General features: G+C 71.2%; 14 protein-coding genes. 5 read left to right on the forward strand and 9 right to left on the reverse strand.

What is annotated here, in order from left to right; all coding sequences use genetic code 11:
- The first annotated feature begins 7 nt into the window (after positions 1-7).
- From ABME02_RS06505 to ubiG, 3 genes are all read left to right on the forward strand, one after another.
- Entirely contained in the window at positions 8-808 is an 801-nt protein-coding gene (locus ABME02_RS06505; protein WP_353814461.1) for an ABC transporter permease, read from the forward strand.
- 190 nt (positions 809-998) lie between these two features.
- Positions 999-1601, forward strand: a complete 603-nt coding sequence (locus tag ABME02_RS06510) for a nucleoside deaminase (RefSeq protein WP_353814462.1) — start codon at positions 999-1001, stop codon at positions 1599-1601.
- Between the two features lie 17 nt (positions 1602-1618).
- Entirely contained in the window at positions 1619-2389 is a 771-nt protein-coding gene (gene ubiG / locus ABME02_RS06515; protein ID WP_353814463.1) for a bifunctional 2-polyprenyl-6-hydroxyphenol methylase/3-demethylubiquinol 3-O-methyltransferase UbiG, read from the forward strand.
- 49 nt (positions 2390-2438) lie between these two features.
- Here ubiG and ABME02_RS06520 read toward each other — a convergent pair whose 3' ends face one another.
- Positions 2439-3242, reverse strand: a complete 804-nt coding sequence (locus tag ABME02_RS06520; RefSeq protein WP_353814464.1) for a MarR family winged helix-turn-helix transcriptional regulator — start codon at positions 3240-3242, stop codon at positions 2439-2441.
- Between the two features lie 183 nt (positions 3243-3425).
- On the reverse strand, positions 3426-3617 hold the full coding sequence (locus ABME02_RS06525) for a hypothetical protein (RefSeq protein ID WP_353814465.1): 192 nt from the start codon (positions 3615-3617) through the stop codon (positions 3426-3428).
- An 81-nt stretch (positions 3618-3698) separates the two neighbouring features.
- Between ABME02_RS06525 and ABME02_RS06530 the strand changes: the two genes are divergently transcribed.
- Together ABME02_RS06530 and ABME02_RS06535 are read left to right on the forward strand one after the other, a co-directional pair.
- Positions 3699-4055 (forward strand): MarR family winged helix-turn-helix transcriptional regulator, encoded by a 357-nt coding sequence (locus ABME02_RS06530; RefSeq protein ID WP_353814466.1) that lies wholly within the window; start codon positions 3699-3701, stop codon positions 4053-4055.
- 156 nt (positions 4056-4211) lie between these two features.
- Positions 4212-7382 (forward strand): ExeM/NucH family extracellular endonuclease, encoded by a 3171-nt coding sequence (locus ABME02_RS06535; RefSeq protein WP_353814467.1) that lies wholly within the window; start codon positions 4212-4214, stop codon positions 7380-7382.
- A gap of 117 nt (positions 7383-7499) precedes the next feature.
- Here the strand turns inward: ABME02_RS06535 and ABME02_RS06540 are convergent, their stop codons facing one another.
- From ABME02_RS06540 to ABME02_RS06570, 7 genes are all read right to left on the reverse strand, one after another.
- The gene (locus ABME02_RS06540) at positions 7500-8957 is read right to left on the reverse strand and encodes an MFS transporter (RefSeq protein WP_353814468.1); all 1458 of its coding nucleotides are present in this window, start codon (positions 8955-8957) and stop codon (positions 7500-7502) included.
- Between the two features lie 149 nt (positions 8958-9106).
- Positions 9107-9679, reverse strand: coding sequence for a YceI family protein (locus ABME02_RS06545; RefSeq protein WP_353814469.1), 573 nt, complete (start codon positions 9677-9679; stop codon positions 9107-9109).
- Between the two features lie 134 nt (positions 9680-9813).
- Positions 9814-10704 (reverse strand): serine protein kinase RIO, encoded by an 891-nt coding sequence (locus ABME02_RS06550; RefSeq protein ID WP_353814964.1) that lies wholly within the window; start codon positions 10702-10704, stop codon positions 9814-9816.
- A gap of 257 nt (positions 10705-10961) precedes the next feature.
- Positions 10962-11228, reverse strand: coding sequence for a hypothetical protein (locus ABME02_RS06555; protein WP_353814470.1), 267 nt, complete (start codon positions 11226-11228; stop codon positions 10962-10964).
- A gap of 33 nt (positions 11229-11261) precedes the next feature.
- The gene (gene rlmN, locus ABME02_RS06560) at positions 11262-12506 is read right to left on the reverse strand and encodes a dual-specificity RNA methyltransferase RlmN (protein WP_353814471.1); all 1245 of its coding nucleotides are present in this window, start codon (positions 12504-12506) and stop codon (positions 11262-11264) included.
- Between the two features lie 130 nt (positions 12507-12636).
- On the reverse strand, positions 12637-13197 hold the full coding sequence (locus ABME02_RS06565) for a hypothetical protein (protein ID WP_353814472.1): 561 nt from the start codon (positions 13195-13197) through the stop codon (positions 12637-12639).
- A 70-nt stretch (positions 13198-13267) separates the two neighbouring features.
- A complete protein-coding gene (locus tag ABME02_RS06570) occupies positions 13268-14791 on the reverse strand; it encodes a M1 family metallopeptidase (protein ID WP_353814473.1) in 1524 nt (507 codons plus the stop codon).
- Between the last annotated feature and the right edge of the window lie 134 nt (positions 14792-14925).

Below are 14925 nucleotides of genomic sequence, written 5' to 3' on the forward strand. Positions count from 1 at the left end.
GCGACGGATGCGACTCTCCCGACTCTCGCGCACGACGCTCGCCGTCGTGGCCGGCCTCATCCTCGTGATCGTGTACGTGCCGCTCGGCGTCGTGCTCGTGAACTCCTTCTCGACCTCGACGTCGCTCAGCTGGCCGCCGCCCGGCTTCACGCTCGAGTGGTGGCAGCGGGCGTTCCAGTCCGCGGGCGCGATGGAAGCCGTCGGCACGAGCGTGTTCGTCGCGGTCATCTCGACCGCGATCGCGCTGGTGCTCGGCACGCTCATCTCGTTCGCGCTGCAGCGGTTCGACTTCTTCGGCCGCCACACCGTGAACCTGCTCGTGATCCTGCCGATCGCGCTGCCCGGCATCATCACCGGTATCGCCCTGAACAACTTCTTCCGCACGATCATGGGCGTGCCGCTGTCGATCTGGACGGTGATCATCGCGCACGCCACGTTCTGCATCGTGACGGTGTTCAACAACGTCATCGCGCGCCTGCGGCGCACCGGCACCAAGCTCGAGGAGGCGTCGGCCGACCTCGGCGCGGGCGTGTTCACGACGTTCCGGCTCGTGACCTTCCCCCAGCTGCGCTCGGCGCTGCTCGCGGGCGGCCTCCTCGCGTTCGCGTTGTCGTTCGACGAGATCATCGTGACGACGTTCACCGCCGGGTCGGGCGTGACGACGTTGCCGATCTTCATCCTGAACAACATGTTCCGGCCGAACCAGGCGCCGATCGTGTCGGTCATCGCGGTCGTACTGGTGCTCGTGTCGATCATCCCGATCTGGCTGGCGCAGCGGCTCTCCGGCGACGACCAGCAGCGGCGTTGACCGCGAGGGCGGAGGCGCGACCCCCACGCTCCGCCCTCGCCCCCGCGCTCTCGCTGCGTGCCGCCTCGCCTGCCTCCGCGGCTCGCCTGCCTCCCGGGGGTGTCGAGTTGCCACCCACGGTCGGTCTCCGGTGACGGACGCCGCCGCAGGTAGCACCTCGATCGGCCGCGCCGGGGTGGAGAATGGGCGCATGGATGCCACACCGTCGTCGTCCTTCGCCGCATCGCTGCCCGGGTGGCTCGTCGAGGAGCTGCCGCGGATCGCGGCCCAACCGCTTCCCGACGACGATGCGCGCATGGCGCTCGCGATCGAGCTCGCGGACCGGAACTGGCGGGAGGGCAGCGGCGGACCGTTCGCTGCCCTCGTCGTCGACCCCGCGACGGGCGAGCTCGTCTCGGCGGGCGTCAACCTCGTGCTCTCGAGCGGGGTGAGCTCGCTGCACGCCGAGGTCACCGCGCTCTCGCTCGCGCAACGGCGGCTCGGCCGGTGGGACCTCGGCGCCGAGGGAACCGAGCTCGAACTCGTCGTCAACTGGGCGACGTGCGTCATGTGCTACGGCGCGACGATGTGGTCGGGGGTCCGGAGGCTGGTCATCGCGGGCGACGGCGAGGAGTGCGAGCGGCTCACCGGGTTCGACGAGGGGCCGATGCCCGCGGATTGGATGGGCGAGTTCGAGCGTCGCGGCATCCGAGTGCACTCCGGGGTGCGCCGAGACGAGGCGATCGAGGTGTTCCGGGCGTTCGGCGCGTCGGACGCGGTCGTCTACAACGCGCGCGGCGCGACGGAGCGGTAGGCCCGGCGCGGGGGGCGATGGGGATCGACAACGACGTCTACGACCGTCTCGGCGCGACGTGGTGGGACGAGGACAATCCCCTCAACGTGCTGCACGGCAGCTTCACTCCCGCGCGCATGCGGTACTTCCGGCGGGTCCTCTCGCGGGTCGGCATCTCACGCGGCCGCCTCCTCGACGTGGGCTGCGGCGCGGGGTTCCTCTCCGAGGAGTTCGCACGGTCCGGCTTCACGGTCTCGGCGATCGATCCGTCGCCGGTGGCGATCGCGGCCGCACGCGCTCACGCCGAGGCCGGGGGGCTCGCCATCGACTACCGCCTCGGGCGGGGCGAGCAGCTGCCGTTCGCTGATGCGAGCGTCGACGTGGCGACCAGCTGCGACGTCCTCGAGCACGTGGCCGACCTGGGCCGGGTGATCGCGGAGGTGGCGCGGGTGCTCCGGCCCGGCGGCGTGTTCCTGTACGACACGATCAATCGAACCCGGCGCAGCCGGCTGCTCGTCATCCGCGCGATGCAGGAATGGCGGTGGACGAGGATCACGGACGCCGAGATCCACGACTGGGCGATGTTCATCACCCCGGCCGAGCTCTCGGCGGTCCTCGACGACCACGGCCTGGCCGCCGCCGAGACGGTCGGGCTCGCTCCGAGGGCGAGCCTGCCGAACATGGTGCGCGACCTGCTGCGCACGCGACGGGGGCGGATGAGCTTCGGCGAACTGAGTCGCCGGCTCGACTTCGGCGAGGTCCAGGACGTCCGCGTCTCGTACCTGGGGTACGCGGTCCGGAGCGGATGACACCGGCGGCCGGCCCGGACCCCGTCCGAACCGGCCGCCCAGGGCACCATCAGCGCTCGGGGTGTCCGCCGCGCGCCGCGCCGTGGCGGCGCTCGCCGTCATGCAGGTGGACGTGCACGTGGACGTCGTCGTGACGGCGGCCGTGCCCGCGGCCTCGACCGTGCCGGCGACCGCCGCGCTCGTGCTCGCACGGGTCGACGTCGTGACCGTGGCGGTCGTCGAACGCCCACGGATGCCGCATCGGCCCGCCGTGCGCGGCGCCGACGGCCCACGGGGGCATGCCCCAACGCGGCCCGCCGCGGCGCATCCAGGGCCCGGGGCCGAATCCGGCGGCGAACCCCGGACGACGCCGACCGTGCCCGCGACGGGGCTCGGGCATCGACTCGTCCCAGCCGAGTTCGCGCGCGATGGCCTCGAGCGAGGCGACCGTGGTGGCGTACTCCTCATCGGAGACGGCCGAGCGCACGCGGTCGCGCACGGCCTGCACGCGCTCGGTGAGCGCGTCGAGCGCCTTACGACCCGCGTCGGTCGGCGTCCAGGCGCCGGGCTCGCCGGCGATCCAGCCGCGCTCGACGAGGTCGTCGAGCTTGTGCGGCCGGGCGGCGAGACGTGCGGCGAGTCGCTCGTCGCGGACCTCGCCCGCGACGAGGTTGAGCCGACGCCAGTCGCGTCGGGTGACGCCCTGGTCGGCGAGGGCGGCGTCGACCTCGACGGCGATGCGCCGCTCGACGACCTTCAGCCAGAAGCCGAGGGGGCGGATGCCGGGGGCCGGCGTCTCGGGCGCGTCGTTCGCGCCGTCGGCATCGCCGGGCCGGTCGTGGTCGTGGTCTTCGTATTCATCGTGGGTGCTCATGGGAATCCTCTCGTGACGCGCGTGCGCGCCGGTGCGTCGCCCGAGCGGTCGTCGGGCGTGATGGGGTGCTGCGAATGCGGCGTCGGAGCGGGAGCGCCCGACGTGGGCCTGCGACATCGGTCGAGGCGATGGTCCATGTCTCATGACATGTATATGCACTATGACATGGATATGGTTCGCATGTCAACTGACATGTAATCTGGAGGGATGGGCGAGCAGCACGGCGGCACCGGTGACGGCGATGCGGTCGACCGCATCGAGCAGGCGCTCGCATCGCTCCGGCGTGGAGGGCGGGCCCAGTGGTCCGGCCCGCACGGCCGCGGGGGCGCCCACGCCCACGAAGAGCCGCACGGTCACGACGAGCCGCAACGCCACGGAGGGCCGTTCGGCGCGCCCGTCGGTCGGCCCGGGGGCCGGGGCGGCCCGGGAGGGGGGCGCGGCCCGTGGGAGTTCCGCATGGGCCCGGTCGCCCGCGCCAGGCTGCTCGCGATGCTCGTCGCGGCGGATCGGCCGATGTCGGTGACCGAGCTGGCCGGAGCGATCGGCGTGGACCAGCCGAGGGCGAGCCGCCTCGTCCAGGCCTCGGTCGACGAGGGACTCGTCGTCCGTGAGGCCGACCCCGACGACGCCCGGCGCACGCGCCTCCGCATCACCGACGAGGGCAGGGCGGCCGTGCACGCCGCGAGCTCGAACCGCCGCCGAGCGATCGAGGCGGCGCTCGACGGATTCAGCGACGACGATCGCGATCGTTTCGCGGACCTCCTCGCCCGGTTCGCGGACGGGCTGCGCCGAGCGCACCCCCCGCATCACTGAGCGTGCTCATCTGAGCACTTCGGTGGCCTGCGACTGCACATATGCTGGCGCCGCATGAACGTCTCGTGACAGGTCTTCCCGATCGACCCTGACCTCCATAGGCTGACGCCGTCCGGGGGTCAGGGTGGCCCTCTGTCGCGTGCCGGAGGTGCCGAGATGCAACGACCCGTCCAACGCCTGACCGTGGGGCTGACCGCGGCAGCCCTGATGGGGGTGGGAATCGCGGTGCCGGCGGGTGCCGCCGTCGCGGCCGAAGGGCCGACCGACCTCATCATCAGCGAGTACGTCGAGGGCACGTCGACCAACAAGGCCGTCGAGCTCTACAACCCGACCGATGCCGACATCTCGCTCTCGGGCTACTCGTTGAACGTCTACTTCAACGGCAGCACGTCGTCCACGGCGTTCGCGCTCGCCGGTTCGGTGCCTGTCGGCGGGACGTTCGTGTTCGCCAGCAACCTCCTCTCCTCCTATGCCCAGCAGGCCACGGGGGCCAGCCTCTGGAACGGCAACGACGCGATCGTCCTGAAGCGGGGCGACAACGTCGTCGACTCGCTCGGCCAGGTCGGGTCGGACCCCGGCAGCGAGTGGGGCACCGGCCTCACGTCGACGCAGGACAACACCATCCGTCGCAACGCGGACGTCTGCGTCGGCGACACGATCGTCGACGACGTCTTCGATCCGTCCGTCGAATGGACCGGATACGCGACGAACACCTTCGACGGCCTCGGCTCGCACACGGCCGACTGCGGAGAAGCGGGTCCGCAGGAGCCCGTGATCAACGAGTTCTCGGCGTCGACCGCCGGCACCGACGTCGAATACGTCGAGATCCTCGTCGAGCCGGGCACCGACGTCAGCGGGTTCCGCGTGCTCGAGATCGAGGGCGACTCCAACTCGACCATGGGCGTCGTCGATGAGATCGTCTCGTTCGATCCGGCCGACGGCAGCGGCCGCTCGCTCGCATGGCTGCCCGCCAACGCGCTCGAGAACGGCACGGTCTCACTGCTGCTCGTCAGCGGCTTCACCGGCGCGCTCGGCGACGACCTCGACGCCGACGATGACGGAACCCTCGACGCAGCCGGATTCGAGCTCCTCGACTCGGTCGCCGTGAACGACGGCGGCGCCGGCGACCTCGCCTACGGCGACACCGTCCTCACCGTCGGCTACGACGGCCTGTCGTTCGCCCCCGGCGGCGCCTCCCGCATCCCGGACGGCGTCGACACCGATTCGACCGCCGACTGGGTGCGCAACGACTTCGACCTCGCCGGCATCCCCGGCTACACGGGTAGCCTCGTCACCGGCGAGGCGGCAAACACCCCGGGCGCGCCGAACTCGCTGACGGCGGTCGTCGTGCCGCTGCCCCCGGCCGACTGCAACGCCGCGACCGTGTCGATCGGCTCCGTGCAGGGCGCGGGTTCCGCCTCGCCCATGGCCGGATCCTCAGTGCAGATCGAGGGCGTCGTCGTGGGCGACTTCCAGGACGGCGGATTCGACGGCTACTACGTGCAGGACGCCGGCGACGGCGACCCCGCGACCTCGGACGGCATCTTCGTCTACGCCCAGAACGGCATGGAGGTCGCCGAGGGCGACGTCGTCCACATCGCCGGGGTCGTGAGCGAGTTCTTCGGCATGACCGAGATCACCGCGACCGCGAACTCGGTGTGCGAGACCGGCGCCGCGCTTCCGCCGGCAGCCGAGCTGACCCTGCCGGCCACCCCGGAGGCGAAGGAGGCCCTCGAGGGCATGCGCGTCACCCTGCCGCAGTCGCTCTCGATCCTCGAGTACTTCAACTTCGGCCGGTACAACGAGATCGCGCTCGGCACCGAGCGGCAGATGCAGCCGACCGCGGTCTACGAGCCGGGATCGCCCGAGGCGATCGCGCTCGCCGAGGAGAACGCGGCGAACCGCATCACGCTCGACGACGGGCGCAGCACCGAGAACCCCGACCCGGCGATCCACCCCAACGGCGAGGAGTTCGCCCTCGACAACACCTTCCGCGGCGGCGACCTCGTCACCGACGCCACGGGCGTGCTCGACTACCGGTTCAACCTCTGGCGCGTCCAGCCGACGCAGGGCGCCGACTACGAGGCGGTGAACCTGCGGCCCGACGTGCCGGAGGTCGGCGGGAACTTCACCGTCTCGAGCTTCAACGTGCTGAACTACTTCACGTCGATCGGCTCGGGCGGCGACTTCCGAGGCGCGAACACGCAGGAGGAGTTCGACCGGCAGGAGGCGAAGATCGTGGCCGCCCTGGCCGAGATCGACGCCGACGTGTTCGGCCTCATCGAGATCGAGAACAATGACGAGGCGGTGTTCACCCTGGTCGACGCGCTCAACGAGCAGCTCGGCGGCGACGTGTACGCGGCACTCGACACGGGGATCATCGGAACCGACGTGATCACGACGGCGTTCATCTACAAGCCGTCCGAGGTCGAGCTCGCGGGCGACTTCGCGATCCTCGACGAGAGCGTCGACCCGCGCTTCGACACCGATCGCAACCGGCCGGCGCTCGCACAGACGTTCGCCGACGTCGAGACCGGCGAGGAGGTCACGGTCGTCGTGAACCACCTCAAGTCGAAGGGCTCCGCGTGCTCGGGCGACCCGGACACCGGCGACGGCCAGGGCAACTGCAACCTGACCCGTGAGGCGGCGGCCGAGGCGATGGTCGACTGGCTCGCCACGGGCCCGACCGGCGCCGAGCCCGGTCGCGACCTGATCATCGGCGACCTGAACTCCTACGACAAGGAGGACCCGATCGACGTCCTGACCGAGGCCGGCTACACCGACCTGCTCCTCGCCGAGCAGGGTGAGAACGCCTACTCGTACGTGTTCGACGGCCAGCTCGGGTACCTCGACTACGCGCTCGCCGGGCCCGGACTCCTCTCGAAGGTCACGGGTGCGGCGGCGTGGGCGATCAACGCCGACGAGCCGAGCCTGCTCGACTACGACATGACGTTCAAGAAGGACGCGCAGGACGCGATCTTCGCGCCCGACGCGTTCCGCTCGAGCGACCACGACCCCGTCCTGGTCGGCTTCGACTTCGTGCCGCCGGAGCTCTCGGTCACGGTCGACCCCGAGACCGTCTTCCCGCCGAACGCCAAGTGGCAGACCGTCACGTTCGACGTCGACGCGTCGGACGACTCCGGCGAGGTCGAGGTCGAGCTCGTCGAGGCCACGGCCGAGGGGCACAAGGCCGACGTCGAGATCGTGTCCGACACCGAGGCGCGCGTGCTCGCCCGCTACGGCGCCGTCTACACGTTCGTGTTCGAGGCGACCGACCCGAGCGGCAACACCACCACCCAGGAGGTGACGGTCACGGTCGGGCCGTAGCCCCGCCCCCAGCCCGACGGCGCGTCGCTCCCCTCCCCGGGGCGGCGCGCCGTCGTCGTGCCTGCACTGCGTTCCGCGGCGACGGCGGCTACCGCTACTACCCGCGGCGATGCGCGGCTACCGCGTGGTCGGAGGGGTCGCGGCATCCATCGCGCGCTGCGGCACGCGGACGAACAGCATGAGCACGAGCCCGGCGGCCAGGACGAGCACGATGCCGAGGACGCCCCAGTAGGTCGCGCCGAAGATCGCGATGAACATCGACCAGAGCAGCGGCGACAGGAAGCTCGCCGCGCGGCCGGTCGTCGCGTACAGGCCGAAGATCTCGCTCTCGCGGCCGGCCGGGGTCACCCGGGCGAGGAACGACCGCGAGGCGGCCTGGGCCGGACCGACGAAGAGAGTGAGGACGAGGCCGAAGATCCAGAACGGCAGCTTGCCTGCGTCGTGGAGGAAGAACACCACGAGCCCCGCGCCGACCAGCCCGCCGAGCGACGTGAGGATGACGGCACGTGGGCCGAACCGGTCGTCGAACCGGCCCGCGACGATCGTCGAGACGCCCGCCAGGAGGTTCGCGGCGATGCCGAAGATCATGACCTCGTTCGAGGTGAAGTGGAACGCGACCGCGGCGATCACCGCGCCGAACGCGAAGACGCCCGCCAGCCCGTCGCGGAACACCGCGCTCGCGAGGAGGAACCAGAACGTGTGCCGCGACTCGCGCCAGAGGCGGACGATGTCCTGCACCAGCACGCCGTAGCTGCGGAGGAACCCGACCCGCTCGCGGCCCGGCGCGGGCGGCGCCTCCGGCACGTAGACGAGCACGGGCCAGGCGAACACCAGCGTCCAGACGGCGCATCCGACTGCGATGACCCGGTAGACGAGGCCGTCGTCGGTCGGCATGCCCCACCAGTCGAACGTGGTCGCCACGACGACGAGCACGAGCGCGACGATGCCGCCGAGGTATCCGAGCCCCCACCCCAGTCCGGACACCTTGCCGACCGTCTTCGGCGTGGACACCTGCACGAGCATCGCGTTGTAGTTCACGCCCGCGATCTCGCTGAAGACCGTGCCTGCGGCGATGAGCGAGACGCCGAGCACGAAGTACGACGGCATCCCCTGCACGAAGAAGAGGCCGAGCATGCACGCCACGAGGGCAGCGGTCGCGCCGCCGAGCCAGAGCTTGCGTCGGCCCGCGACATCCGCTCGCTGACCCAGCACGGGAGCCAGCACGGCGATCAGGATCCCGGCGACCGTGATCGCCCAGCCGAGGCCGCTCGCGAGTTCGGCGAGACCGCGTTCGTAGGCGGGGTCGCCCTCGCCGAGCGCCGCCACCGCGGGGTCGAGGAACCAGTCGCTCGTGAGGTACAGCGCCGTGAAGACGAACGTGAGGATGACCGAGTTGAACGGCTGCGTCGCCCAGTCCCAGAGCGCCCACGACCACACCTGTCGCCCCGGGACGGCGCGCTCGCCCTGCAGCTCGAGGCCGGTGACGGCGCGCAGTTCGGCGGTCGAGAGCGGGGGCGTGACGGTGCCGGGACGGGTGGGGCGCGGCGGCTCGGGCGACTGGGGCTGGTCGGTCATGTGGGGGAGTCTTCCGACGTGGGGTGAACGGGCGGTGACGGCGCGCCCGGTCGGTGCCGATCCGCGTCGATCCCGTGCAGGCTAACGCCTCCGGCGCCGCGCGCGATAGCCGTTCGCCGTCGCGCCGCCGGTTCCCCGGGCCCCGCGCCTCAGGCGGCCGACTCGGCCGCGCTCTCGCGCTTGATCGCCGACAGCTCGAACTCGAGCGTGATCTTCTCGGAGACGAGCCATCCGCCCGAATCGAGCGCCATGTTCCACTCGAGGCCGAACTCGCGGCGGTCGATGCGGCGGGTGCCCTCGAAGCCGGCGCGGAGGGCGCCGAACGCGTCGGTCTCGGCGCCCGTGAACTCGATCGGGATCGTGATCGGCTTCGTGACGTCGCGGATCGTGAGGTCGCCCGACACGACGAGCGCGTTGTCGGCGACCTCCTCGATCCGCGTGCTGCGGAACGTGATGTCGGGGTACGTCTCCGCGTCGAAGAAGTCGGCGCTGCGCAGGTGCTCGTCGCGCTGCGCGTTGCGCGTGTCGACGCTCGCGACCTTCAGCACGATCTCGGCCTTGGACGAGTCGGGGTCGTCGAAGTCCACGTGGAGGGTGCCGGTCAGCTCGTTGAAGGCGCCGCGGACGGTGGCCACCATCGCGTGCTTGGCCGAGAAGCCGATGCGCGAGTGGCCGGGGTCGAGGTCCCAGTCGCCGCTCAGGTCGGGTCCGGTGTCGGTCATGATCTCCCCAGGGTCGTTCACCAAAACTCCCACAGTCTCTCATCCCGTGGCTGATCGGTTGCCACCAGCGGGTCGCCGCGCCGATCGACCACCGTCTCGGGGCCCGATCGGCGCGGCGTCGGCACCGGGCGCCCTCAGCGCGTCACGTCGCCGACGAGCTCGGCGAAGAGCTCCTCGGCGTCGCACTCGAGCCGCTGCCGGGTGAACCACTCGCACACGTTCACGCAGTCGCGGTGGAGCAGGTCGAACCCGTTCGGGTTGGCGACGACGTCGACGACCTGCGGCAGGTCGATGGCGACGACCCGGCCGCGGTCGACGAGCAGGTTGTACGGCGAGAGGTCGCCGTGCGCGAGTCCGGCGTGCGCGAGCGTCCGCATGAACGCGGCGACCTGCTGGAAGAGTTCGCGCAGGTCTCCCGTCGACGCGCGCACCTGTGCGAGCCGAGGGGCGGCCACGCGCCCGTCGCCGATGAACTCCATGAGCACCTCGGTCTCGCCCACCTGCACCGGGTACGGCACGGCCGCGCCGAGTTCGGTGAGCCGGGACAGCGCGGAGAACTCGGCGTACGCCCATTCGACGCGCGCGACCTCGCGGCCGTAGGAGGACGATCGCTGCACGGCGCGCACGTCGCGGGAGCGGCGCGTGCCGCGCCCTTCGGTGTAGATCGCCGATCGGTGGAACAGCCGGTTCTCTGCGCCGCGGTACCGCTTCGCGGCGAGCAGCGCGCGGTTGCCCGGCACGTCGGCGGGCGCGCCGGGCACGGCGCGCTCGATGAGCCAGAGGTCGGCCTCCTTGCCGGTCTTCACGATGCCGAGCTCGGTGTCGATCGCCGCGGCGGAGGTGACGAGCCAGTCGGGCCGCGGCTGCGGCCCGCGCTCGCCGGGCTGGGTCGCCGGCCAGGTCGACCAGCGTTGGTCCTCGCCCGGCTCGACGTCCGAGAAGGCGAGTGAGGCGGATGCCGCGCCGAACGGCGCAGCGGTCGTCGCGCGCGGTCGCGCGGCGGAATCGTCGAGAGACGACAGCATGTTCACGGTGGTTCTCCGAGATCGTGGAGGCCACCGTTCGCTGATGCTAGCGGGCGGCCTCGCAGGGAAGGGTGTCTGCGATACGCGCGACAAGGACGGTGTTCATCGCTTCACTCCTTCCGTCTCGGCCCGCTCCGGGCGTCGTGGTCGCCTCGATCGGGCGACGGATGCCGCGTGGCGCGGCCCGCATGAGCCTACGCCGCACCGCGGCATCCGTAAAGGTTCGTCGTCGATCGCGCGAGCGGCTGTGGTTCGCGTCAGCGGCTGTGGTCGGCCAGGATCTGGTCGATGTCGATCTGCGAGAGCAGGTGCTGCCAGTCGAGCTCGCGCGCCACGTCGGCGACGTCGGGGTCTGCGAACGCCTTGCCGTTCCGGTGCACCACGACGCCCGACGGCACCAGCTGGTTGAGCCGCGCGAGGATGGCGTCGTCCACGGCCTCCGTGTCGAAGTCGGCGCCGACGCGTTCGTAGACGTCGGCCGAGAGCGTGTACGGGACGATCGCGACCTCGATGGGTTCGGCCATGGTGGTTCCCCTTCCTCCGCGGTCCGCCGTCGCTCAGGCGCGCGCCGCGGCCGCCTCGTCGTCCTCGGTCGCGACGAGCTGCCCGCAGGCGCCGTCGATCTCCTTGCCGCGCGTGTCGCGGATGGTGGTCGGGATCCCCGCGTCGGAGAGGCGACGCACGAACTCGTGCTGGACCTCGACCTCGGAGGCCGTCCAGATCGAGCCCGGCGTCGGGTTCAGCGGGATCGGGTTGACGTGCACCCACCCGCGGCCGCGCGCGTTGAGCTTCTCGGCGAGCAGGTCGGCGCGCCATCCGTGGTCGTTCATGTCCTTGATGAGCGCGTACTCGATCGAGACGCGGCGGCCCGTCTTCTCGAAGTACTCGCGCGCGGCGTCGAGCGCCTCGTCGACCTTCCACCGCGAGTTCACGGGGATGAGCTCGTCGCGCAGGCCGTCGTCGGGCGCGTGGAGGCTGAGCGCGAACGTCACCGGCACGTGCTCGTCGGCGAGCTTGCGGATGGCGGGGACGAGCCCGACCGTCGAGACCGTGATGTTGCGTGCCGACATGCCGAGGCCGTTCGGCGCGGGCGCCGCCATGGTGCGAACGGCGCGCATGAGACGCGCGTAGTTCGCCAGCGGTTCACCCATGCCCATGAAGACGATGTTCGAGACGCGCTCGGGCGAGCCGTCGTCGGCCCGCTTGCCGTGCAGGGCCCCCGATGCGATGACGCGGTTCGCCTCGACGACCTGCGCGAGGATCTCGGCGGCCGACATGTTGCGGGTGAGGCCCGCCTGTCCGGTGGCGCAGAACGGGCAGTTCATGCCGCACCCGGCCTGGCTCGACACGCACAGCGTGATGCGGCCGGGGTAGCGCATGAGGACCGACTCGACGAGCGCGCCGTCGTGCAGCTTCCACAGGAACTTGATCGTGTCGCCGCGGTCGGTCTCGAGGCGTCGGACCTCGGTCAGGAGCGGGGGCAGGAGTCCGGCGACGAGCTCCTCGCGGCCGTCGACCGGGAGGTCGGTCATCTCGGCCGGGTCGCTCGTCCAGCGCGTGAAGTAATGGCGCGCGACCTGCTTCAGGCGGAACGGCGGGATACCGAGCTCTTCGGCCTTGGCCTTCCACTCCTCGGGCGCGAGGTCGGCGAGATGCGCCGGCGGCTTGCCGCGCTTGGGCGAGGCGAACTGCAGCAGCGGGCGGCCGTCGGGGCCCTTCGCCTGCTTCCAGCCCTCGGTCTTCGGGCGGACCTGGCGGATGCCCGCGGAGCCGGCGGGGGTCTCGGGGGCGTCGGTCGGCATGGTCCAAGGGTACGCGCCGACGCCCGTGCACGGGCTGGATGCACGGGTGTCGGTGCGAGCATGAGCATGGACGAGCGGTCGGGTTCGGCGCGGCGCGGCGCGGTCGGCCCTGCGCGCGTCGGTTCGCGCGTCAGCTCGCGGGGGGCAGGAACCCCGCGTACACCGGCGTGCTCACGTACGTCAGCGTGCCGGCCTCGATGACGACCACGGGGCTGATGCCGTTCGCCGCGTCGGGCTGCCCGCGGTAGCCGCCGGGCACGGGGTCGTCGTTCGGCTCGTAGCCGGCGTCGCCGAGGTCGGCGATCCACTCGGCCTCGTCATCGCCGATCTCGATCTGCGCGACGTCGACGACGTTGTCGGTGTCCGGCGCGCCCCATGAGCAGACGAGTCCGCCCTCGTCCGAGATCTCGGTCGCGATCGGATCGAAGAGGGTCGCAGCTCGCGCCTGGAGTCCGTCGGCGTCGAGCTTCGCGTAGGCGTCGGGCGTGAGCACGGTCTCGCACGTCGCGGGGATGGCCGACGAGTCGGGCGACGGCTCCGAGCTCTCCGAGCCGTCGGTCGCGTCGGAGGACGTGGTCGGTTCGGGTGAGGTCGACGGCGCCGGGTCGGCGCCGGTGCAGCCGGCGAGCCCCAGCGTGACGAGGGCGACGACGACCGGCGCGACGATGCGCGGGTGGATGAGTCGGGTCATCCGGTCAGCGTAGGGCGACCGGACGACCCGGGCGGGTCGTTCTGCACAGCGGCCCGCCCGGGACCCGTCGTTACGGCGTCGTCCAGGTGGCCGGCGGCTTCTGCTGGTCGTACAGCCAGATCTGGAAGAACTCGTCGAGATCCTCGCCCGAGACCTCCTCGTACACCTCCTGGAAGTCCTCCGACGTGCCCGCCGAGTCGTCGTAACGCTGCAGCCAGAGCTGCGCGCCCTCGAAGAACGCGTCGTCGCCGACCTCGACGCGCAGCGCGTGCAACGCCGCAGCCCCGCGGTTGTAGACCTGGCCGGCGAAGAGTCCGAGGGGCCCCGGGTCGCCGATCTGGAGGTCCCAGTACGCCTGCGTGCGCGCCGGCGCGTACCAGTTGTCGTAGGTGGTCTGCGCCGTGTTCCTGCCCTGCTCCTCGTTCCACATCCAGGTCGCGTAGGTCGCCCAGCCCTCGTTGAGCCAGATGTCCTGCCAGCGCTCGGGGCTCACCGCGTTGCCGAACCACTGGTGCGCGGCCTCATGTGCCACAGTGCCCTCGCTCGCCGACGACGAGTAGACCGGCCGGGTCTGCGTCTCGAGGGCGTAGCTGACGGAGTCGTTGTCGACGATCGAGCCGTAGGCGACGAAGGGGTAGGGGCCGAACTTCGACTCGAAGAAGTCGATCATCTCGGCCTGCCGGCCGAGGCTCGCGTTCGTGGTCGCGAGGCGGGTGGTGCTCAGCTTGGTGTCGACCGCATCGATGATCGGCACGCCGCTGCCGGAGGTGTACGCGTCGCGCAGGTCGAAGTCGCCGACCGACGCGGTGGTCAGGTAGCTGGCCTGCTGGTCCGGGGCATCCCAGTACCAGGTCGTCCAGCCGTCGGCGGTCTCCTCGGGCTTCGGCTGGATGCCGTTCGCGACCGCGACCTTCCCCTCGGGCACCGTGATCTCGAACGAGTAGGTCGCCTTGTCGGTCTGGTGGTCGCTCACCGGGTACCAGGTCATCGAACCCTCGGGCTCGCTGACGACCATGGCCCCGTCGCGCGTGGTCACCCAGCCGTAGAGCGCGCCCTCGATGTCGCGGGGCCGGGTCGTCGTGCCGCCGTACTCGACGACGACCTGCACCTGCTGGCCGGCCTTGAGCTTCGGACGGGGCTGCACGGTGAGCTCCCAGACACGTGCCGCGTCGTCCTGCACGTGCCAGAACGCGGCGCCCTCGACCTCGGTGCCGGCGAGGGGCGGGGCGACGGATGCCGCAGGCTTGCCGTCGATGCTCAGGGCGTGCACGTCCATCCCGCGCAGATCGAGGTTGAAGCGGTCGAGGTCCTGCGTCGCGACCAGGTCGATCGTGGCAACGCCCTCGAACTCGCCTTCGACGGGCGCCGGATCCGGTGCCGGCGGCGTGTAGGTGAAATCGAGGTCGTAGTGCAGCACGTCGTACCCGCCGTTGCCCGCGTACGGGAAGTACGCGTCGCCGACGCCCTCGGCGCCGGCCGTGTACCGTGGGCCGCTGGGCTTGCCGGGCGCGGCCGCCGCGCCGGCGGCACCGATCGCACCCAGTGCCAGCGTTGCGACGGCGATACCGCCGACCAGTCTCGTCCTCGATCTCATCCCTGTGCTCCCGGTCCGCTCGTGTGTGACCGCACTCTATGGGTGGAGGCAGGTCTCCGGTAGCCCCCGTCCGGAGCCCGAGCACCACCGGAATACTGCGATCTCGCCGAGAGTTGAGTCAAGTACGCTCAAGT

Origin of the sequence: Agromyces zhanjiangensis (genome assembly GCF_040496055.1) — a bacterium.
GTDB classification, from domain to species: domain Bacteria; phylum Actinomycetota; class Actinomycetes; order Actinomycetales; family Microbacteriaceae; genus Agromyces; species Agromyces zhanjiangensis.

Excerpts from the sequence above, each read along its gene's own strand:
- ABME02_RS06545 (WP_353814469.1), bottom strand. The coding sequence starts at position 9,679 with ATGACCGACACCGGACCCGACCTGAGCGGCGACTGGGACCTCGACCCC.
- rlmN (WP_353814471.1), bottom strand. The coding sequence starts at position 12,506 with ATGCCGACCGACGCCCCCGAGACCCCCGCCGGCTCCGCGGGCATCCGC.
- ABME02_RS06555 (WP_353814470.1), bottom strand. The coding sequence starts at position 11,228 with ATGGCCGAACCCATCGAGGTCGCGATCGTCCCGTACACGCTCTCGGCC.
- ubiG (WP_353814463.1), top strand. The coding sequence starts at position 1,619 with ATGGGGATCGACAACGACGTCTACGACCGTCTCGGCGCGACGTGGTGG.
- ABME02_RS06550 (WP_353814964.1), bottom strand. The coding sequence starts at position 10,704 with ATGCTGTCGTCTCTCGACGATTCCGCCGCGCGACCGCGCGCGACGACC.
- ABME02_RS06570 (WP_353814473.1), bottom strand. The coding sequence starts at position 14,791 with ATGAGATCGAGGACGAGACTGGTCGGCGGTATCGCCGTCGCAACGCTG.
- ABME02_RS06510 (WP_353814462.1), top strand. The coding sequence starts at position 999 with ATGGATGCCACACCGTCGTCGTCCTTCGCCGCATCGCTGCCCGGGTGG.
- ABME02_RS06520 (WP_353814464.1), bottom strand. The coding sequence starts at position 3,242 with ATGAGCACCCACGATGAATACGAAGACCACGACCACGACCGGCCCGGC.
- ABME02_RS06530 (WP_353814466.1), top strand. The coding sequence starts at position 3,699 with ATGGGCCCGGTCGCCCGCGCCAGGCTGCTCGCGATGCTCGTCGCGGCG.
- ABME02_RS06535 (WP_353814467.1), top strand. The coding sequence starts at position 4,212 with ATGCAACGACCCGTCCAACGCCTGACCGTGGGGCTGACCGCGGCAGCC.
- ABME02_RS06565 (WP_353814472.1), bottom strand. The coding sequence starts at position 13,197 with ATGACCCGACTCATCCACCCGCGCATCGTCGCGCCGGTCGTCGTCGCC.
- ABME02_RS06505 (WP_353814461.1), top strand. The coding sequence starts at position 8 with ATGCGACTCTCCCGACTCTCGCGCACGACGCTCGCCGTCGTGGCCGGC.
- ABME02_RS06540 (WP_353814468.1), bottom strand. The coding sequence starts at position 8,957 with ATGACCGACCAGCCCCAGTCGCCCGAGCCGCCGCGCCCCACCCGTCCC.